The organism is Lentisphaera araneosa HTCC2155 (genome assembly GCF_000170755.1).
GTDB lineage: Bacteria > Verrucomicrobiota > Lentisphaeria > Lentisphaerales > Lentisphaeraceae > Lentisphaera > Lentisphaera araneosa.
Window position 1 is genome coordinate 109,423 of record NZ_ABCK01000014.1, and the last position, 17,227, is coordinate 126,649.

Genomic DNA, 17,227 nt, shown 5'->3' on the forward strand with positions numbered 1-17,227 from the left:
TTCTTTTAGCTGTAAATGTACGTCTTCGGCTAAGTTTTGGCTTGAATCTCTGCGCTTTTAATCGGCAAAAAGAAAAAGTTGAGTTTTTACACCATTTTGCCCCCCTAAATACAGAAAAAGAGCCCCGATTTGAGACTCTTTTCACTCAGCCTTTTTTAAAGGCCTGTCCTTCAATTTTTTTTTGTCGTGGTCGAATGAAGTGAGACTCTGCTTGAGGAGCCGCGTGGAGGTGGGCTACTGGAAACGGTTTTTCGGCGGTGGGGCGAATGGAACACGGTGTGTGAACAGCCGCCACCTCTGCTTAGCAGCTAATGAAAAAAGGCTGTGAGCACATGGTGTGGAGTGAAGCCCGGGTGGGCTGGAGATTACGTTTGCCACTGCGTCAGCCGGCCAGCAGGTTTGCACGGAAGTTGACAAGGAGGAGCGGCGGTTTGGAGAACAAGGCTGCCGCGCAGGTGTGCAAGTGGGATGGCTGCAGCTAAAGGAAGAATGACTGCCAGCTGTAAGCCAGGGTTCCCACGACCTGCGTGCAAGCCGCTGTGTGCCGAGGGTTGCTATACCGAAGTCATATTATGCGGGCGAAGCCGAAACGGCAGTGGGCGAGCACCGCCGAGGAACGAGGCGTGGGTAAGAACACGCCCCGTCGCATAATGATGCCGCACTTCTGTATAGCATATACCGAGTGCCGACAAACGGCCGCGACGACCGATGTTATGAAATTACTTTTTCATGTAGCATCTTCATTATTGTTTTAATGGCATTCATAGTTTCTTCATCAGGATCATCACCAAAGTGATTCCATCTTCTTTGCTCTACATATAGATGAGAACGGAGTTCAACAATATTGGATTCTTCAGAAACATTATCTAAGTCTCCTGATTTCTCACCGTAATCACCTATCTCAGTAGGATCAAATGTTAATGCAAACCTTGAGACTATACGCCAACTAGCACTAAGGTCGGGTAGATTTTCGAGCTTTAAATCACTTGTTTTTATTATATTTAGCATGGCAACCTTTTTATTTTACAAATTCACTAGGTAAAACTTGATTTGGAACAAGCCACTCTGCTTCATGTATAAGTTGACCTTTTGGCCCGCCTGGAACATGTAACTTGTTATAAGGATTGAACTTCGCTCTATTCTTATGGATCCTGAAAGTGTTTACTACACCTTTTTTACCTGCAAAAAATTGAGCAACTCTTTTATCTGTTGTTAGAGATATAAAAGGACTTAATGGGTGCGTACTATCTATGGCATGTAATCTGAAAAGCTCATTAATCCCATTGCTATCAATCACTTTTTGAGATTCTTTTAAACCATGTTTTCGCGCAACATAAGACTGTATTTCAGTCGTTCCGGGTTGATCTCCACGATATAATACAACTGAGTTATTTTTGAAGTGCCTCTGCTTCATAGCAAGGACATTACGTCTTAGCCCTCCTTTTTTTCCTGCTCTTAACCAGTCATTGAATGAGGGTCTTCCACTGCCTGGGCGAGTTGAAGATAAATATATTTGAAGGGAAGCACCAGAGGTATCGAAGATGTGGGAAATGGTTTGCGAAGTGTGCAAATGATCTTGATCATCGTAAGTCAATCGAATGACTAGAAAGGCTTTGAAGGGAGAGTCGACACTCAGTTGTGTAACATCGTTTTGACTTTGATTTGGAACTAATGAATTGGCTTGAAGGCGAGTGTGTTCGAGTCCATCATAGTCGTAGTTGCTTTGCCCCTCGCTAATTAAATTTTGTGTGCAGTCATTATCAGAGTTTGAATTGTAGTTATAGTTCCGCTCGTAATTGCTGGGGCTCGATGGTGACAAATGAGCTGCATATGACTTAGCATGGACAAAGAAAAATGCTGATATGCATAAAAGGAAAGTATGTAATTTATACATTTTTTTTAATCCTCTGGGTCAAATAAATTTCAAAAGTCTTTTATTTACCCGTGAAGACTTTCTCAACGATCTCGACGACGAGTTCATCTTGAGTTTTGCCATCGCATTCAATGACGATGTCGGCTGCTTCACTGTACAGTTTATTGCGTTCGGCAAAAAGATCTTCAAAAGTTTGCCCGGGAGCAATCACCACTCCACGGGTACTGAAGTCACCGAGACGCTCCTCGAGAGTCTGCATATTGATTTTAAGAAAAATTACTAAGCCTTTTTGTGCTAGTGATTGCATACCCTTTTTTGAGTAAACCGCACTTCCCCCCGTAGATACAACGATACCATCCACATCGATTTGGCAGAGGTATTTTTCTTCGAGTTCTTTAAAAACCTCAATACCTTCCAAATCAATAATCTCTTGTAAACGTCGGTGCTCTTGTCCCTGGATATAGACATCCACATCCAAAAAATCAAAGCTTGTTTCTTTGGCTAACAAAACGCCGATGGTACTTTTTCCAGCGCCTGGCATACCCACCATAACAACATTTGATTTTTCTGGAAATTTATTGGGACAAACTTTCATTTTTCAGCCTTTGAGTAATTTTTTTGATAATCAAGCAAAATAAATAGCTTAATGCAATTCCTTCGAGAGGACACCTTCGCCTCGAGCTCTCCTAGCAAGGATTTCTCAATCCTTGACCAAGCGACTGGACTTCGCCCCTCATTATGGTTAATCTTAACTTTTTTACAAAGTAAATCCACACCATGCTTTTTCAATCTTCATATCCCTTTGACTTTCTCTTAGTTTTGCTTAGTTTTTATAAAACAAATAAGGATCATTATGAGTAAACAATTAAACGTCTTAGGAACTACCCTCGAAGTATGCTGTTCAAAAACACAAACAGGATTTTATCGCGATGGCTTTTGTCACACTGGTCCAATGGACATGGGCTCCCATACTGTGTGCTGTTTTATCACACAAGAATTTCTAGAATTCTCCAAACGTGCAGGCAACGACCTCTCAACCCCCGTGCCCGAATATAATTTCCCTGGTTTAAATCCTGGTGATAAGTGGTGTGTTTGTGCGAGCCGCTGGTTACAGGCCGAAGAAAAAGAGAAAGCACCACCGGTCATACTTGAAGCCTGCAATGCGCGTTGTCTCGAAATCGTTCCCTTAGAAACACTCAAACTCTATGTTCATAGAGGATGATAAAAAGCTTTCAACTCGTAGCACCAGCAGGTAAAGCTTCTGACGAAAATCTAGAGCTAGCCACCCCCTCTATGAAAGCCTTGGGCTACGAATTAAAGAAAGATTACTTTTCTTACAAACCACTGCCCTACTTAGCTGCGAGTGATGAGGAACGTGCGAGATCACTCAGTGAAGCCTGGTCATCTGGCGAAGCCGTGATCTGCCTTCGTGGAGGCTATGGATGTACACGCTTACTCGACTTACTCGACTGGGAGCAATTGCGAAAGACATCAAATCTTCTTATTGGTCATAGTGATATTAGTGCATTACATTTGGCCTTTCTGAAACATGGCCTCAGCCGAACAATTTCTGGTATCATGGCCGCAGCAGAATTCACTCGTCTACCTGACCAAGCACTCACCTTATCGAGTTTTGAGCACGGTGTTCAACAAGAATCTTTTCAATATGAATGGGTACCTAGTTTTTATTCTAGTATTAACTATAAAGTTAGCGGAAAACTCATCCCCGTTACCCTTTCTGTTCTTTGCTCAATGGTCGGAAGTCAACACCTACCCGATTTTTCAGAGTCTATACTCATTCTAGAGGACATCAATGAAGTCCCTTATAAAGTTGACCGTATGCTTACGCAGTTAAAGCTTGCTAATATTCCTCAGTTGTGTGCAGCTATTATTATGGGCGACTTTAATAACTGCGGTTCAGAGCAAGAACTCAATCGCATTTTTATCGATTTTGCAAAATCTACTAAAGCGCCTATCATTAATGGCCTGCCTTTTGGTCATTGCCTGCCCAGACTCAACTTGCCTGTGGGAGCTGAAGTCGAACTCAATTTCCACTCTACCGCAACTCTTAAAATTATAAGGTACTAATATGAAAGCAAAAGTCATCACTTTCCCCGTTGGACTCTATCAATGCAATTGCAGTATCGTGTATTGCCCAGAAAGTAAAGAAGCCATTTTGATTGATCCAGGTTCCGAAGCGGAAACAATACTCAAGAAAATTAACTACCAAGGCTTAAAGATTAAAGCGATTATTCATACTCACGCCCACTTGGACCACTTTGGCGCCACACATGAAGTCAGTGAGAGTACAGACGCGAGTGTTCACCTTCACAAAGATGATATGCCACTATGGAATATAGCGGACTTACAGGCCGAAATGCTCGGGCTCCCAAAATGCCCTCATGCCAATGTGGATCACTTCATCGAAGATTCCCAAAGTTTTGAATTTGGCGAATTTAAATTGGAGGCCATTCACACTCCAGGCCACTCGGCGGGAAGTACCTGTTTTAAAATCGAAAATTCTGATGAACAACTGCTCTTTAGTGGCGACACCCTCTTTAGACGTGGCGTGGGTCGTACTGATTTGCCCTCGGGGGATTCTCGAGAAATTGCTAAGTCAATCAAAGAGAAGCTTTATAAGCTCGACATCGACACCACAGTTATTCCAGGCCATGGCCCCAACACCGTCATTGGTGAGGAAAAAAGACAAAACCCCTATATAAAAGCTTGATTTATAAGAATAATTAAGGCTTTGCTTTATTGAACTTTGTTTTATAAAAATGACAATATGGTTTCTTACCGTTTTTAATATAGTAATCCTGATGATAATTCTCCGCCGACCAAAAACGTGGGGCCTTTATCAATTCAGTTGCAGGCTTATATCCCAAAGCTCTTAGTTCCGAAAGCAGTTTTTCTGAAATGCGTTTTTGCTCTTCATCAAGGCAAAAGATAGCAGGTAAATACTGCGAGCCGATATCATTGCCTTGGCCATTAGCTTGCTCAGGATTATGAGTATTGAAATACATCCTCGCTAGAGTTTCATAATCTACTAAAGTTTCATCGTAAGTTACTTCTACGGCTTCGTAATGCCCTGTAGTTCCCGTACAAACATCCTCATAAGTTGAATTACTCTCCGAACCACCTATGTAGCCACTCTTGGTATCCAAAACACCTGGAACAGTTCTCAGCCAATAATCTGTCCCCCAAAAACACCCCGATGCAAAAATAGCTTTTTTCTGTACTTGCTGAGGGATAAATTTGATTGCCAATGAATTGACGCAATGACGTACATTCTTTGGCGTAAAGCCTTCACCTTTGAAAACATGACCTAAATGACCTTTGCAGGTGGCGCAAACGATTTCTTCTCGACTAAAATCAGCCTTTACTTCCAAAGCTTCGGGATAGGCATCGTCAAAACTTGGCCAACCTGTATTGGAATCGAATTTAGCGCTGGATGAAAAAAGTAAAGTATTGCATTGCCGGCAGGCGTAACTGCCCTTTTTATAATGCTTATTGTATTCGCCTGAAAAGGGCTTTTCTGTTCCATTATGTAAAAGAATCGCTGCCTCTTGACTCGATAGCTTGTTGTAAGTTAAGTGACTTGGCTTTGAAGTCCTCGTTACATGAAAAGAGTATGAAGGCGAACAGTAAAAAATATCTCAAAAAAGGCTCCTAGTAATTCTCTCTTACTGTATTCCTCTCAATGGTCAAGGCAAGTTTCTAACATTCAAAGCTAAGTACACTCTTTGAGCCATTCGGGGTTTTGTAACAAATAATATAAGCCCTGCTGATGAACAAACTTTTTAGTCACCACTTTCATTCTTGAAGGCGGAATAAAAAAGCGACAGGCCGCCTCGCGCAACAAGCCTGTATCATCACTTTTTCTTTCGTTTAAATAACTTTTTTTAATCGCCTCTTTCGCTCCTCCTTGATGAGTTCTTAAAAATAAATAAGGGTAAAAAATATTGAGTCGAAGCTCTCTTTGCCTCGACTCACCTACTAAAGTAATTTTCTTGGGAAATTTTTTAGATAAATGACAAAAACTCGTCATCACTGACTGCCCTTCAAAATAACTGTGTAAGTCTTGAACTTCTGAAGCTAAGTGCTGTAAAAAGCACTGTAAATCCCAGTTGATATTTTTCATAAATAAAATAAGTCCTGCAAGACGTCGCTCTGGAGTGTTTTGAGGACGATTCTTTCGATCCCAAATGATTTCTGGATTAAACGTAGCACGCATATTCGCCCAGGCATGCCACTTCTCTTGATGCCAAACTTTAAGTTCTTCATGAACCTCATTTTGACTCTGATCCTGCAGCAAACCCGATTCTCCCCACAGCAAAGCTTCGGGATCACTTGAACTTTTCAGCACTTCAATTTTTGCGGCCTTCGCTAAAGTAAGAAAGGCCTGGCGATTGCGACTATAACCAAAGGCTTCCATAAGCTTTTGATAGATCGCTTGCTCGAGTCCATACTTGGTGATTTGCTGATCGAGTTGAACGCATTTTTGCGACAAGCGCAAAAATGCCATTTGTTCCAAAAAATCACTCATGGCTTTATCTGACAAAGAGGCAAATTCAAGTATGCCTTCAATCGGTTTAAACTTGGCCTGCTGGGAATAATTGCGGTAATGCTCTTCAAGTTCATTCAAACTCATGGCACAGACCTCACTCATGAGTAGTAGACTCTTTCCACTGGGATCAAGTTTATTATCGCTTTGCCAAACGGCATGGAGAACCACGTTCTCATACCTCGGGTCACCTTGGTGCCCGTGATGCTTCCAATCACTTGGTGAAAAGTGAATTTCCACATCTCCTGAAATTTCTTGTCCATTAATAATCAAGTGCGCATCGAGAAAATCCGGACCTGCACCCGTATTCCACTTACCAGGAAAGAGTATTTCTAGCTCTTGGCCTTGTTCACTTAATAGTTGGCGTGAAAATTCTTGTTCATTCCACAGCGCCTGTAAATATATTTCCTTGATTTCGACTTCATGAAATTCCATTTCCTGCTCCTTTTACCTGCTTGGTAAAAAGTAAGAGCCGAAAAATGCTCGTGCAAATTTTTTAGTCTAAAATATCAAAAAACATTTCTAGTGCCATACCCAAGAAGCCTCCTCGACTTACATTTGAAAAAGCTCCGTCATCAAAACTTTCAAATTCGCGACTCGAGCTCGTTGTTCTATGTCTTTTTTTGGGCGCACTCGCTTTTAAATTTTGATCGAGGATTTGTCCCCCTGCTCGTTTCCATTCAATAAGATGACGTATTTCGCCTGGCTCAAAAAAAAGTCCATGATCGTGACAGAGATCGACAACAACTGAGCTTTTTGCACCAAAGAGTTGTCGGTTCATTATTTGACCACATACCGGGCAAGGGATGTAAGTCTTCCTCTTAGGGCTCTCAATAGCTAACTCACATAAATTTTGAAGTCGCTGACGATTAATTGAAGCGGAGTCATGACTATACATACTAAGCATCTGTTCAAGCTCTCCATTATCAAAAAAGAGACTATGACATTTGCCACATTTCTCTATCGCCAAAGGCTTATCTTCTGAACCCACATCTATCGTATCCATAATTGTGCCACACATTGAACATTTACGATTACTCTGACCTGAATGTGAATAAGTATTAAAGTCAACAAAGTTGCGAGTACCGCAATATTCACAGACTGTGTTATTGGCGGGTAATGGCGCGCCGCAGTTTTGACAATTTGACATAGAAACTCCCTTCCTTGATTTACACTACATTACTAATTATAGATAAACTTTAGCAATTTTAAAGGACAAGTAACTAAATTAAAGGCATACCCGTCAAAGTGTAATGAATCGTGGGCCACCCTGGGAAACCCCCAAAATTAGTATCGTCTATCACCATATCGAAGACGGGTTTTCTTCCACCGACTTCTCCACGAAAATCGAATTCTACGGGAACTTTATTAATTCCTGCCAGAGGTATTTCTCTTTCTTTAAACCATTGAATAGCTTCGCTAAGGTATTGAGCTTCTGGATTATCGGGAAAATCTTCGCGACAAGTCCATAAAATTAAGCGATGCTCACGCAAGGCTAAGGAGCGCAAAGTTTGACTAGCTCCAGGCATTTCTTTGCCTATATCAGGATATTTATGCTCCACACAAGTCCCATCAAAATCAATGGCTATCGTCAAAGGACGAATAGGTATATCCACCGTAATTGGATTGGCGTTCTTTTTCTTAAAAAAATTCTTCATAAATATCTATAAGCTGATTACTTCAAACAATCAAGGTAATTTTTGATGGTCGTTTCCATTCCTTGGTAAAGCATTTCACTAATTAAAGCATGACCAATCGAAACTTCAGCTAAACCAGGTAGGTTCTGCTTTAAGTAAGTCAGATTCTCTTGATTTAAGTCATGACCTGCATTCACTCCCACACCGAGCTCAACGGCTCTTGCGGCCGTCGCAAAATAGCCTGCAAATACTTTTTCAAAAGAGTCCGTACCATAGGATTCGGCATAAGACTGCGTATAAAGTTCAATGCGATCCGTTCCCGTTTTCATGGCGAAGTTCACTTGTACAGGGTCGGGATCTAAGAAAATACTCACACGTACGCCTTCGGCTTGAAGACGAGCTACAACTTTCTGGAGGAAATCCATATTCTTTTCGCAGTCCCAGCCCGAGTCAGAAGTCAATGCACCTGGAGGGTCTGGCACTAAAGTGCATTGATCTGGCTTAACTTCACAAACCATCTCCAAGAAATCTTCTGAAGGGTAGCCCTCGACATTGAGTTCGACATCAATATTTTTCTTGAGTTCGTAAACATCGCTATATAAAGCGTGACGACCATCGGGTCGAGGATGTAGAGTAATTCCTTCCGCCCCCAACTTAATCAAGTCCTGACTAAATTGTAGAACGTTGGGCTCATCACAGCCGCGCGAGTTTCGCAACAAGGCAACTTTATTAATATTCACGCTTAGAGCAGTCATATCTTCCTTAAATTATATTTCTTTATGCGCTTTTAAAAAGGCATTGATTTCGTTTCCTGATCGTTCCCAAATATTCTTTCGGCGAATCTTTAGTGTCGGCGTCAAAGTGCCATCATCAGGATTAAATGGTGCTAGCGCTAAAATACCTTTTGGCTTTTGAAAAATAGCGAGGTCCCTACAAACTTCGGAGATCTTTTTTGAAATCAATTTATCATCGATTCCTTCATCGATTTTATTGATCAAAGCATAAATATTTTTGCAATCATCGCCAATCACCATCACTTCGGCCACTTCATCTAATTCTCGTATCATGTCTTCAATATGTTCGGGATGAACTTTTTCTCCACCACGCAGAACAATCAAATTCGATGCGCGACCATTCAAGTAAAGAAAGCCTTCTTCGACTCTGCCCATATCACCGGTGTGCAGCCATCCATTCTCTAGAGTTTTGGCACTCGTATCAGAATACTTCCAGTAGCCCTGCATGACGCAATCGCCTTTAACTAACAACTCACCTTCGAGATGCTTGCCTTTTTCACCAGACGCAGTGAGGAAGGTCCAATCACCGCCATAAGTAGGATCAAGCCACGAGAGCATGGTGCCTGAGCTGCCCGTTCTTGAAAAACCGGGAGTATTACAAGAAATAACTGGCGAGGACTCACTCAAACCGTAACCTTGGTAAACGGGAATATTAATATCGCGGAAAAAGTCTTGGAGATCTGGAGCAATAGGCGCTCCACCAGAAACGAAGAAACGTAAATTACCACCCATCATCAAGCCAATTTGTTTCAAAATTGTTTGTTCTTGTTTCAAGCGCTTTAAACGAAGGCGTGGATCAGGGTTCTTTAAACCATTAGAATTGAAGTATGTTTCTCCAGTAACTAAGCAATCCGCAAAGACTGCCGCAATGGCTTCGCCTTTACTTTCGATTCCTTTAAAAATTTGTTCTCTATACATTGCCAACATGCGTGGTACTGCCATCACAATACTCGGCTTCCAAGTCGCGAGATTTTTGGAGAAGTCTCTCATATCGCGAGCAAAGACTAATGTCCCATGTAAGAAACAAGTCATCACAACTTCTGTAGATAGAGCAAAACTATGCCAATAAGGTAGAAGTGATGCAACGCGATCTTCTGGAGTAACAGGTAATTTATCCGCTGATGAAATACCATTAACAATGAGGTTACGGTGACTCAGCATCACGCCTTTTGGGCGACCTGTTGATCCTGAAGTATAAATGAGTGCCGCCGTTTCATCATAGTTTTGGGGGGCTTCTTCAGTGTATTGTCCTAAATCTTTATTTAAACTAGCAAAACTTTGAACTTCTGATGCCGTGCAATTTGAAACTTTTTCGATAAAGCTCTCATGAACAAAAATGACTTTAGCTTCAGCGTCTGCGAGTATAAAAGAAATCTCATCGCTACCAAGGCCTTCACTCACTGGGACAATAACTGCCCCCAGTTGCCATATAGCGTAATACATAACAATCTGTTCGTAGCATTTTGGTGCGATAATCGCAATGCGATCTCCCGCTTTGATATCAAAGTCTAAATTAAGCGTCTGAGCTTGTTGATTGACCTTATCTAAAGTTTGCTGATAAGTCAGCGTTGCTCTCTCGTCTTCTCCTTTGGGAATATCGAGAAATGTATTTGCACCTGCTTCTGATGCTGAAAATTTAAGTATGTCGTAAAGATTGTTCATTAGAAAGAAACCTTAATATCTCCTCCAAGCTGAATAGGCTCGGCCATTAGTTTTAAACCATCTACAGAAGACCAATCGCGCTCCCATGATTTCATTAATAAGGGCAAAGTTGGTTCACCCCAAGAATTGAAGTCAACAATCATGATGTCCGCCGTAGATGTAAAATAGATATCGACAACGTAGTCTTTTTCATTGATGTACTTTTTAATTTCGTCAACAAAGCTTACACCCTTCTGCCAATAGAGTTCGCGGCGAGCTTCTAAGCGCTTAAAATGTCTTTCTAGGTTGCGTTGGGTCATTGCCTTGAGTTCTCCGTCTTTTACGAAAAGACGGAACTCTCTGGTCTTATCCATGCGACGGTAAGGACGAACTGTAATCGTTTTATCACCTGATGATACAGCGGACTTCACCTTCTCACTCTCATTGAGTATTTTTAAGGCTAACTTCCCATTTTTTAGTGATTTGCTCTTTTGAAAACTTACCGAGTCCGTAGGCATGCAACTATCCAAGCCCACAACACACGAACCTGGAAGAGAAGCAATCGCACGCGTGATGCGCTCTTCAAGACTTGCCAAGCTTTTCCCTTGGGCGACAATGTCACATTCTTCTGAGCTCAGCGCCAAAAATACCGTGGGGAAAGTTAAATGCCCTAAAAAAGGGTACCACTCGGAAATTTTGTTCATTTTTATTTGCGTCTATTCTTCTTTCGAGCTGCTTTCTGCTGCTTTTTCTTTTTCTTTTTATCGTCTTTTGTTGGTGCTTTAGCACGAGTCGCACTCATACCGGGAACTCCTGGAACAAAGGCTTGTTCACCACGAGTCACTTTACCCATCATTTCACGCGCCATCTGGAAACGTTTGAGTAGCTGTGAAACATCAGCTGCTTCAGCACCCGCACCCTTAGCAATACGATTGCGGCGAGACATGTTGATAATTTCGGGCTCTTGTTTTTCTTTCGCCGTCATCGAAGAAATCATCGCTTCGATTTTTCCAACCTGTTTCTCGTCAAAGTTCACCATATCTTTCATCGCTTTACCACCAGGGATAAAGTCGAGAATACGACCGAAGCCACCCATTTTTTTGAGCATGCTTAACTGACCGACAAAATCGTCCAAGTCAAAAGTGTTTTTACGCATCTTCTCTTCGATACGTGCTGACTCTTCTTCCTCAATATGCATTTCAGCTTCGCGAACGAGCTGAACAATATCACCCATACCGAGGATACGTGAAGCCATACCTTCTGGACGGAATTTTTCTAAGTCAGAAACTTTCTCACCAGAAGTAATAAATTTGATTGGCTTTCCAGTAACCTTTCTCATTGAAAGGGCCGCACCACCACGTGCATCACCATCGAGCTTCGTAAGAACAATACCCGAGATATTTAAAGCTTGGTCAAAGTGTGTTGCTACAGAAACGGCTTCTTGACCTAAGGCTGAGTCCGCGGTTAAGAGGATTTCACCAGGATTAAAACGTTCTTTAACGCGAATGAGTTCTTGAACCATGTCTTCGTCAATTTGAAGACGACCCGCCATATCCAGAATAACGAGATCGTGACCTTCTGACTTTGCGGTGTTCATTGCATTCTGAGCAATTTGAACCACGTCTGGCGTGCTACGATCAGAGAAAACGGGAACTTGAATATCTTTACCGAGGGCTTCTAACTGATCAATCGCTGCAGGGCGGTAAACGTCACAGGCTGCTAAGAGAACTTTCTTCTTTTGGTTCTTGTAGAAATGTGCGAGCTTCGCACAAGTTGTGGTTTTACCCGCACCGTGAAGACCCACCATCATGATGACGGCTGGATTACCAGAAGTATTAACTTCGGCTTCTTCTGTACCCATCAAACGAGTCAACTCTTCGTGAACGACTTTGACAACTTGTTCGCTTGGTTTGACACTCTTGAGAACTTTTTCGCCTAAGCACTGGCGACTGACTTCACCAACAAATTCGTTAACTGTGTCGTAATGGACGTCGGCAGAGAGAAGTGCTAAGCGAACTTGCTCCATTGCCTCTTTAATATTATTTTCTGATAATACAGACTTGCCCGTAATCGTTTTAAACGTATTTGAGAGGGCATCACTAAGATTATTAAACATCGAATCTCCTTAAAATTAACTTACCACTCGGTGAGGACGTGGCGTCCATCTGAGGTGACTAAAATTGTGTGTTCAAATTGAGCTGAAAGACTTCCATCTAAAGTTCTAAAATAGGTGATATTAGAATTCGGAATTTGGAAAGTTTCGTAACGGTGGCTCGTAGCGTTGATCATGGGCTCAACTGTTAAGCAGGTATTTTCCATAATGCGTGGACCTGTGCCTTTGGGGCCGACAGCTGGAACAAATGGATCCAAGTGGAAGGCTTTACCAATACCGTGACCGCCAATATCTCTAACGGGGAAATAACCATATTTCTTGGCTACTTTTTCTGAAGCAAAGCCGATATCGTGTGTTCGCGCTTTAGCTTTAACTTGGTCGATGCCCGCATACATGGATTCTTGGGCCGCCTGCGTAATGCGTTTGGCTTCATCGCTTACGTCACCAACAAAAAAAGTTCTTGAGGTATCGCCGTAGAAGCCCTCTTTGATCAGTGTAACATCGACATTGATGATATCGCCGTCATTAAGAACTTCGCCTTCTTGGGGGACGCCGTGACAAACGACATCGTTGATACTCGTGCAAACAGATTTCGGGAAACCGTGATAATTGAGAGGGGCACTAAGGCAGCCTTTTGATAGGGTGAACTCATGGACTGCATCATTAATTTCTTGACTCGTCACACCCGGCTTAACCATTTTACCCGCCAGTTGTAAGGCCTCCGCAGCTAAACGACAAACAGCTTCCATCTTTTTGATTTCGTCCAATGTCATTTTCTTGGGTTTTCTACTCAAAAGAAAAACTCCTGGTATTCTATGATTTAAAATATTTTATAAAAGCTTGGTAGATTATACCCACTCGTGCTTTTTTTCCATTCAAGCACTGCCTAATCCCAGTAAAAATCACGCCCTTTTTATGTACTTTTTTTAACAAACTTTGCACTTTTGCTTTTACCCAAGCCCCAAAAAGCACCTTAAGCCCTTTATCCGCAGATAAATAAAAAAATAATTAATTCTCTAGGGGAAACGAGCTTACTCACGGCTAAAACATTGTTTTGCAAGAGCTTAAAATATAAATTCTCTTAACGAGATCTTTAATTATAAATGCGAGCTCTACCATGACTGACAAATTTAAATCTGTATTTATGCCCCCCCTCTCACAAGTTCTTATCAATGCTGAAAACAAAAAGGGGCACCCACTGAGCCTCAACGAAGTGCTTTCTATCAAAAATAGCGCCGTGGTTATCATCATCAAAAAAGGTCTTCAACAAGAGCTACCTGGCGACCAAGATGAACACGATATCGACCCCGAAAACTGTTGGCATGACTGGCAAGTCTTACGCCGTTCATTAGGGCGCAAACCTAACCTCGACCCCGACTTCAACAATTCATTCAACTTGAGTTACGAAGACCTGCACATGCAAGCCACTATTCATACCGCTCAAAAAAACCTCTATGAACTCCGCGAACTCGTCAAAACTGAGCCCAAGGCCAAAGCCATTCTGAAATACACATTGAGTGACCACGAATCGAAAGCTCACACTTGGCTCTCTCTACTCGACTCCACGGACACGAGTTTCCGTGCTCAGGTCATCAATTTACCCGCAGGCTTCCACGATCATAAAATTGGTGAAATCATCTGTTTACGTGATTCTGAAGTTCTCGACTGGATGGTTAATTTAGAAGGCTATATTTATGGAGCTTACTCACTCAAAGAACTGCGTCATGCCATGAACGAAAAGGAAAAAGAGGACTTCGACAAACGCCTTGGGGTACTTCAGTATATGGACTGAGTTTTTCTTAACTTAGCTTCTTTTTTCTTATTTCAGCCTCACGATCATTTGAAAAAAGACTTCATTGCGCTTTGTATTAGGTACGTCTTTATCTCACAATCGCAAGGTAAAAAATGACCGATCAATGGATCACTAGAAAAACACTTCTACTTCGGACACTCAATCCAGACGACGAATCTGCGTGGGAAGAATTTGTGGATTATTATGGAAGATTCATTTATCACATCATTTTAAAAATGGGCATCAGCAGCTCAACTTCAGATGACGTCGCCCAGCAAATCGTCATTAAACTTTGGAAGAAAATCAATACTTACGACAGCTCAAAAGGCAGTTTCCGCCCTTGGCTGAGCACCGTCATTCGCAACTCCGTTAACGAACATTACCGCAAAGAAAATCGTCGTAAAGAAAACGCTTTTTTCGAGGGTGAAGAAAATCAAATCAGTGTCGAAAACGACATCGACCAAATGATTCAAAACGAATGGGAAAATCACCTTACCGAAGAAGCTATTAAGCATGTAAAAGAAGTTTTCTCTGGCAAAGCAGTCGAGGCTTTCCTCATGGGCTTAGATGGCTTTAGCAATGCGGACATCGCAGAAAAACTCGACATCGCCCTCCCTTCTGTTAAAGTTTTAAAAGCGCGAGTCAAATCCTGCTTTATTAGCGAAATGCGCAAACTCACTCGAAACATGGAAAGAAGATGAGCTCCGATCAAGTCGCCCACCGTGCCCGCAAACTCATTGACCTCTTTGAGGATAATGAAGATGAAGTCATTGATGGTGAACTACCTCCACTCTATCAGGAACTACTTGAGAATAATCAACGTTACTCTGATGAGAAGTTTGTCGCCGAAGGAGGCATGAAGCGCATTTCTCAAGTCTACGACCATCTCACCAAAAGACACGTGGCCATGGCTCGCCTTATAAAGCGAGCTTCACAAGAACTCTACGACCCCTTCATCCGCGAAGCCCACCTAACTGCACTACTTACCCACCCCAACATCATCCCCGTTTACGACGTGGGTATCGGCCCCATGGGAGCTCCTTTCTTTACTATGGAATTAAAAGATGGTGACTCACTCAAGAAAATCATCTATGAACTGAAATCGGGCAATAAAAAATACACTCAAGCTTTTTCACAAGAAGTTCTGCTAAACATCTTTTTAAAAGTATGCGATGCCATTGCCTATTCCCATTCTCATAAAGTCATTCATCTCGACTTAAAACCTGACAATATCCAAGTCGGTAGCTTTGGCGAAGTTTTAGTCTGCGATTGGGGTCTCGGGAAAATCGTCGGCACAAAAGATTACGATAGTTTCGATGGATTACTCTTTAACCCCGACTTTTTGAATAACGTCACTCAAGGGGGAGAAGTCAAAGGCACTCCCGGCTTTATGGCTCCTGAGCAAATCCACAAAAATGACGAAATTGCGGAAGCCGCAGATATCTACTCCCTAGGATGCTTGCTGTATGCCCTACTCTTTTACGCATCGCCTTTTGACTCAAGCAGCAGTGATGACACCCTGAAAAACAACCTTGAGAGCAACTTTAGTTTCCCAAATAGCTCTTTGGTCTCAAACGGCCTAAAATCCATCATCAATAAAGCGATGAAACCCAATTCTTATGAACGTTATCAAAGTGTGGATCTCATCCGTCAAGATATCCAAAAATACCTTTTGGGCTTTTCTCCCTCAGCTGATAACCCGAGCTTCTGGCGCCAGAGTAAATTATTGTACAAACGCAACAAAGCCAAATGCCACATTGCCCTCGCTTTTATCATTATAATTGCCGTCTTAACAACAGTCTATTTTTTCAAAATTGAAGAACGCCGAAAAGAAGCCGAAGCAGCACGTGATCTCGCACAAAGTAAACAAGAACAGATTCAGGCTGAAAAAGAGCGAACCGATAAAGCCTTAAGCTTATTGAAAAAAGAACGCGAATGGCGCAATAGCGTTATCCAAGACCACTCCAATCGACTCGAAAGCGACGTCCTCACTTACCTCTACCATTCTTCGCTTGACAAAGACCCTGGCGAACACATGAAAAGAACCTTCCTTTATTTAGATAGGTTAATTGAGGCGGACCCCAATAATAAAGAACTCTACGCCAAGCGTGGCCGCGCTAATTTCATGATGCAAAACTTCCACGCCTCAAAACGTGACTTTGATATAGCTCAAGCTAAAAGTACAAAAAACACTGAAATGGAAATCCTAAGTAACAAATTTAGTAAGCTTATTGATGAAGGTGAAAAGATGCCTCCAGTAATGATACCTGAGTATGCTCAAGATCTCGTAGATCTTCAAGATCATTATGTTAAATACAAAGTTCTCAATTGCTTTTTAACCAAGAAGCCAAGCCTTGACGAAAAAATCCTTTTTATAAAATCTCTCATGGCAGCTGGTAATCATAAATGGGAATCGGAAAGTTTTAAATATCATCCTGAAGTGAAAGCTTTAGAAATAAATGGGGAACACCTAAACAGAATTGGCTATACTTTTAACAACCCTCAAACACGTAAGAAAGTTACTCAAACTTATTTTCACTTCCTGAACATCCGTTACTTAAAAGTGGCTGATCTACGCTCTTTTCCTGCGTTTTTTACATCATTAGATGTCCCCAATTTGGACCTCAGTCTTTCTCCCGTAAAAGTGACTCAAGAAATCTTAGGAATGAATAAATTAAAAAATCTTATCCTCTCTGAAAAACAGTTTAAAGAGACAAAAAAACTGAAAATCCCTCCCGGATTACAAATATCCATAAATAATTTTTAATTTTTTCAAAAAACTCTGTTAACCCAGACCTTCTCACTCCATA

At 41.8% G+C, this 17,227-nt stretch carries 18 protein-coding genes; 6 read left to right on the forward strand and 12 right to left on the reverse strand.

Features of this window, described 5'->3' with window-relative positions; all coding sequences use genetic code 11:
• Nucleotides 1-711: 711 nt before the first annotated feature.
• From LNTAR_RS14725 to LNTAR_RS14735, 3 genes are read right to left on the reverse strand one after another with little or no spacing between them, the layout of a single operon-like run.
• Nucleotides 712-1,008 carry a hypothetical protein gene (locus tag LNTAR_RS14725; protein WP_007279520.1) on the reverse strand — a complete coding sequence of 99 codons (297 nt, stop codon included), beginning with the start codon at nt 1,006-1,008 and terminating at the stop codon, nt 712-714.
• A gap of 10 nt (nt 1,009-1,018) precedes the next feature.
• Nucleotides 1,019-1,894 carry a hypothetical protein gene (locus LNTAR_RS14730; protein WP_007279521.1) on the reverse strand — a complete coding sequence of 292 codons (876 nt, stop codon included), beginning with the start codon at nt 1,892-1,894 and terminating at the stop codon, nt 1,019-1,021.
• Between the two features lie 40 nt (nt 1,895-1,934).
• Nucleotides 1,935-2,468 (reverse strand): shikimate kinase, encoded by a 534-nt coding sequence (locus LNTAR_RS14735; protein ID WP_007279522.1) that lies wholly within the window; start codon nt 2,466-2,468, stop codon nt 1,935-1,937.
• Between the two features lie 258 nt (nt 2,469-2,726).
• On the opposite strand from LNTAR_RS14735, the gene LNTAR_RS14745 reads away from it, so the two are divergent.
• The 3 genes from LNTAR_RS14745 to LNTAR_RS14755 are packed head-to-tail and all read left to right on the forward strand — an operon-like array spanning nt 2,727 to nt 4,604.
• Nucleotides 2,727-3,095, forward strand: a complete 369-nt coding sequence (locus LNTAR_RS14745; RefSeq protein WP_007279524.1) for a DUF2237 family protein — start codon at nt 2,727-2,729, stop codon at nt 3,093-3,095.
• The gene (locus LNTAR_RS14750; protein ID WP_007279525.1) at nt 3,092-3,961 is read left to right on the forward strand and encodes an LD-carboxypeptidase; all 870 of its coding nucleotides are present in this window, start codon (nt 3,092-3,094) and stop codon (nt 3,959-3,961) included. The genes LNTAR_RS14745 and LNTAR_RS14750 overlap by 4 nt, the downstream gene beginning before the upstream one ends.
• Nucleotide 3,962: 1 nt before the next feature.
• Complete coding sequence (locus tag LNTAR_RS14755) at nt 3,963-4,604, forward strand: MBL fold metallo-hydrolase (protein ID WP_007279526.1); 642 nt, start codon at nt 3,963-3,965, stop codon at nt 4,602-4,604.
• Nucleotides 4,605-4,617: 13 nt separating this feature from the next.
• Here LNTAR_RS14755 and LNTAR_RS14760 read toward each other — a convergent pair whose 3' ends face one another.
• The 9 genes from LNTAR_RS14760 to map all read right to left on the reverse strand — a co-directional run bounded on the left by LNTAR_RS14760 (nt 4,618) and on the right by map (nt 13,419).
• Nucleotides 4,618-5,529, reverse strand: coding sequence for a bifunctional methionine sulfoxide reductase B/A protein (locus tag LNTAR_RS14760; RefSeq protein WP_083800048.1), 912 nt, complete (start codon nt 5,527-5,529; stop codon nt 4,618-4,620).
• 77 nt (nt 5,530-5,606) lie between these two features.
• Nucleotides 5,607-6,875, reverse strand: coding sequence for a DUF2851 family protein (locus tag LNTAR_RS14765; RefSeq protein WP_007279529.1), 1,269 nt, complete (start codon nt 6,873-6,875; stop codon nt 5,607-5,609).
• Between the two features lie 61 nt (nt 6,876-6,936).
• On the reverse strand, nt 6,937-7,590 hold the full coding sequence (locus LNTAR_RS14770) for a TFIIB-type zinc ribbon-containing protein (protein WP_007279530.1): 654 nt from the start codon (nt 7,588-7,590) through the stop codon (nt 6,937-6,939).
• A gap of 73 nt (nt 7,591-7,663) precedes the next feature.
• Complete coding sequence (locus LNTAR_RS14775; RefSeq protein WP_007279531.1) at nt 7,664-8,098, reverse strand: hypothetical protein; 435 nt, start codon at nt 8,096-8,098, stop codon at nt 7,664-7,666.
• Nucleotides 8,099-8,115: 17 nt separating this feature from the next.
• Nucleotides 8,116-8,832 carry a pyridoxine 5'-phosphate synthase gene (locus LNTAR_RS14780; protein WP_007279532.1) on the reverse strand — a complete coding sequence of 239 codons (717 nt, stop codon included), beginning with the start codon at nt 8,830-8,832 and terminating at the stop codon, nt 8,116-8,118.
• Between the two features lie 12 nt (nt 8,833-8,844).
• On the reverse strand, nt 8,845-10,533 hold the full coding sequence (locus LNTAR_RS14785) for an AMP-dependent synthetase/ligase (protein ID WP_007279533.1): 1,689 nt from the start codon (nt 10,531-10,533) through the stop codon (nt 8,845-8,847).
• Complete coding sequence (locus LNTAR_RS14790) at nt 10,533-11,216, reverse strand: cell division cycle protein 123 family protein (RefSeq protein ID WP_007279534.1); 684 nt, start codon at nt 11,214-11,216, stop codon at nt 10,533-10,535. Before LNTAR_RS14790 ends, LNTAR_RS14785 begins: the two co-directional genes overlap by 1 nt.
• A gap of 2 nt (nt 11,217-11,218) precedes the next feature.
• A complete protein-coding gene (gene ffh, locus LNTAR_RS14795; protein WP_007279535.1) occupies nt 11,219-12,628 on the reverse strand; it encodes a signal recognition particle protein in 1,410 nt (469 codons plus the stop codon).
• Between the two features lie 20 nt (nt 12,629-12,648).
• Nucleotides 12,649-13,419 carry a type I methionyl aminopeptidase gene (gene map, locus LNTAR_RS14800; protein WP_007279536.1) on the reverse strand — a complete coding sequence of 257 codons (771 nt, stop codon included), beginning with the start codon at nt 13,417-13,419 and terminating at the stop codon, nt 12,649-12,651.
• Between the two features lie 323 nt (nt 13,420-13,742).
• Here map and LNTAR_RS25845 point away from each other — a divergent pair, with 323 nt between their 5' ends.
• The 3 genes from LNTAR_RS25845 to LNTAR_RS25850 all read left to right on the forward strand — a co-directional run bounded on the left by LNTAR_RS25845 (nt 13,743) and on the right by LNTAR_RS25850 (nt 17,184).
• Entirely contained in the window at nt 13,743-14,417 is a 675-nt protein-coding gene (locus tag LNTAR_RS25845) for a DUF2314 domain-containing protein (protein WP_007279538.1), read from the forward strand.
• A 113-nt stretch (nt 14,418-14,530) separates the two neighbouring features.
• The gene (locus LNTAR_RS14810) at nt 14,531-15,118 is read left to right on the forward strand and encodes an RNA polymerase sigma factor (RefSeq protein ID WP_007279539.1); all 588 of its coding nucleotides are present in this window, start codon (nt 14,531-14,533) and stop codon (nt 15,116-15,118) included.
• Complete coding sequence (locus tag LNTAR_RS25850) at nt 15,115-17,184, forward strand: serine/threonine-protein kinase (protein ID WP_007279540.1); 2,070 nt, start codon at nt 15,115-15,117, stop codon at nt 17,182-17,184. The genes LNTAR_RS14810 and LNTAR_RS25850 overlap by 4 nt, the downstream gene beginning before the upstream one ends.
• Nucleotides 17,185-17,227 lie beyond the last annotated feature (43 nt).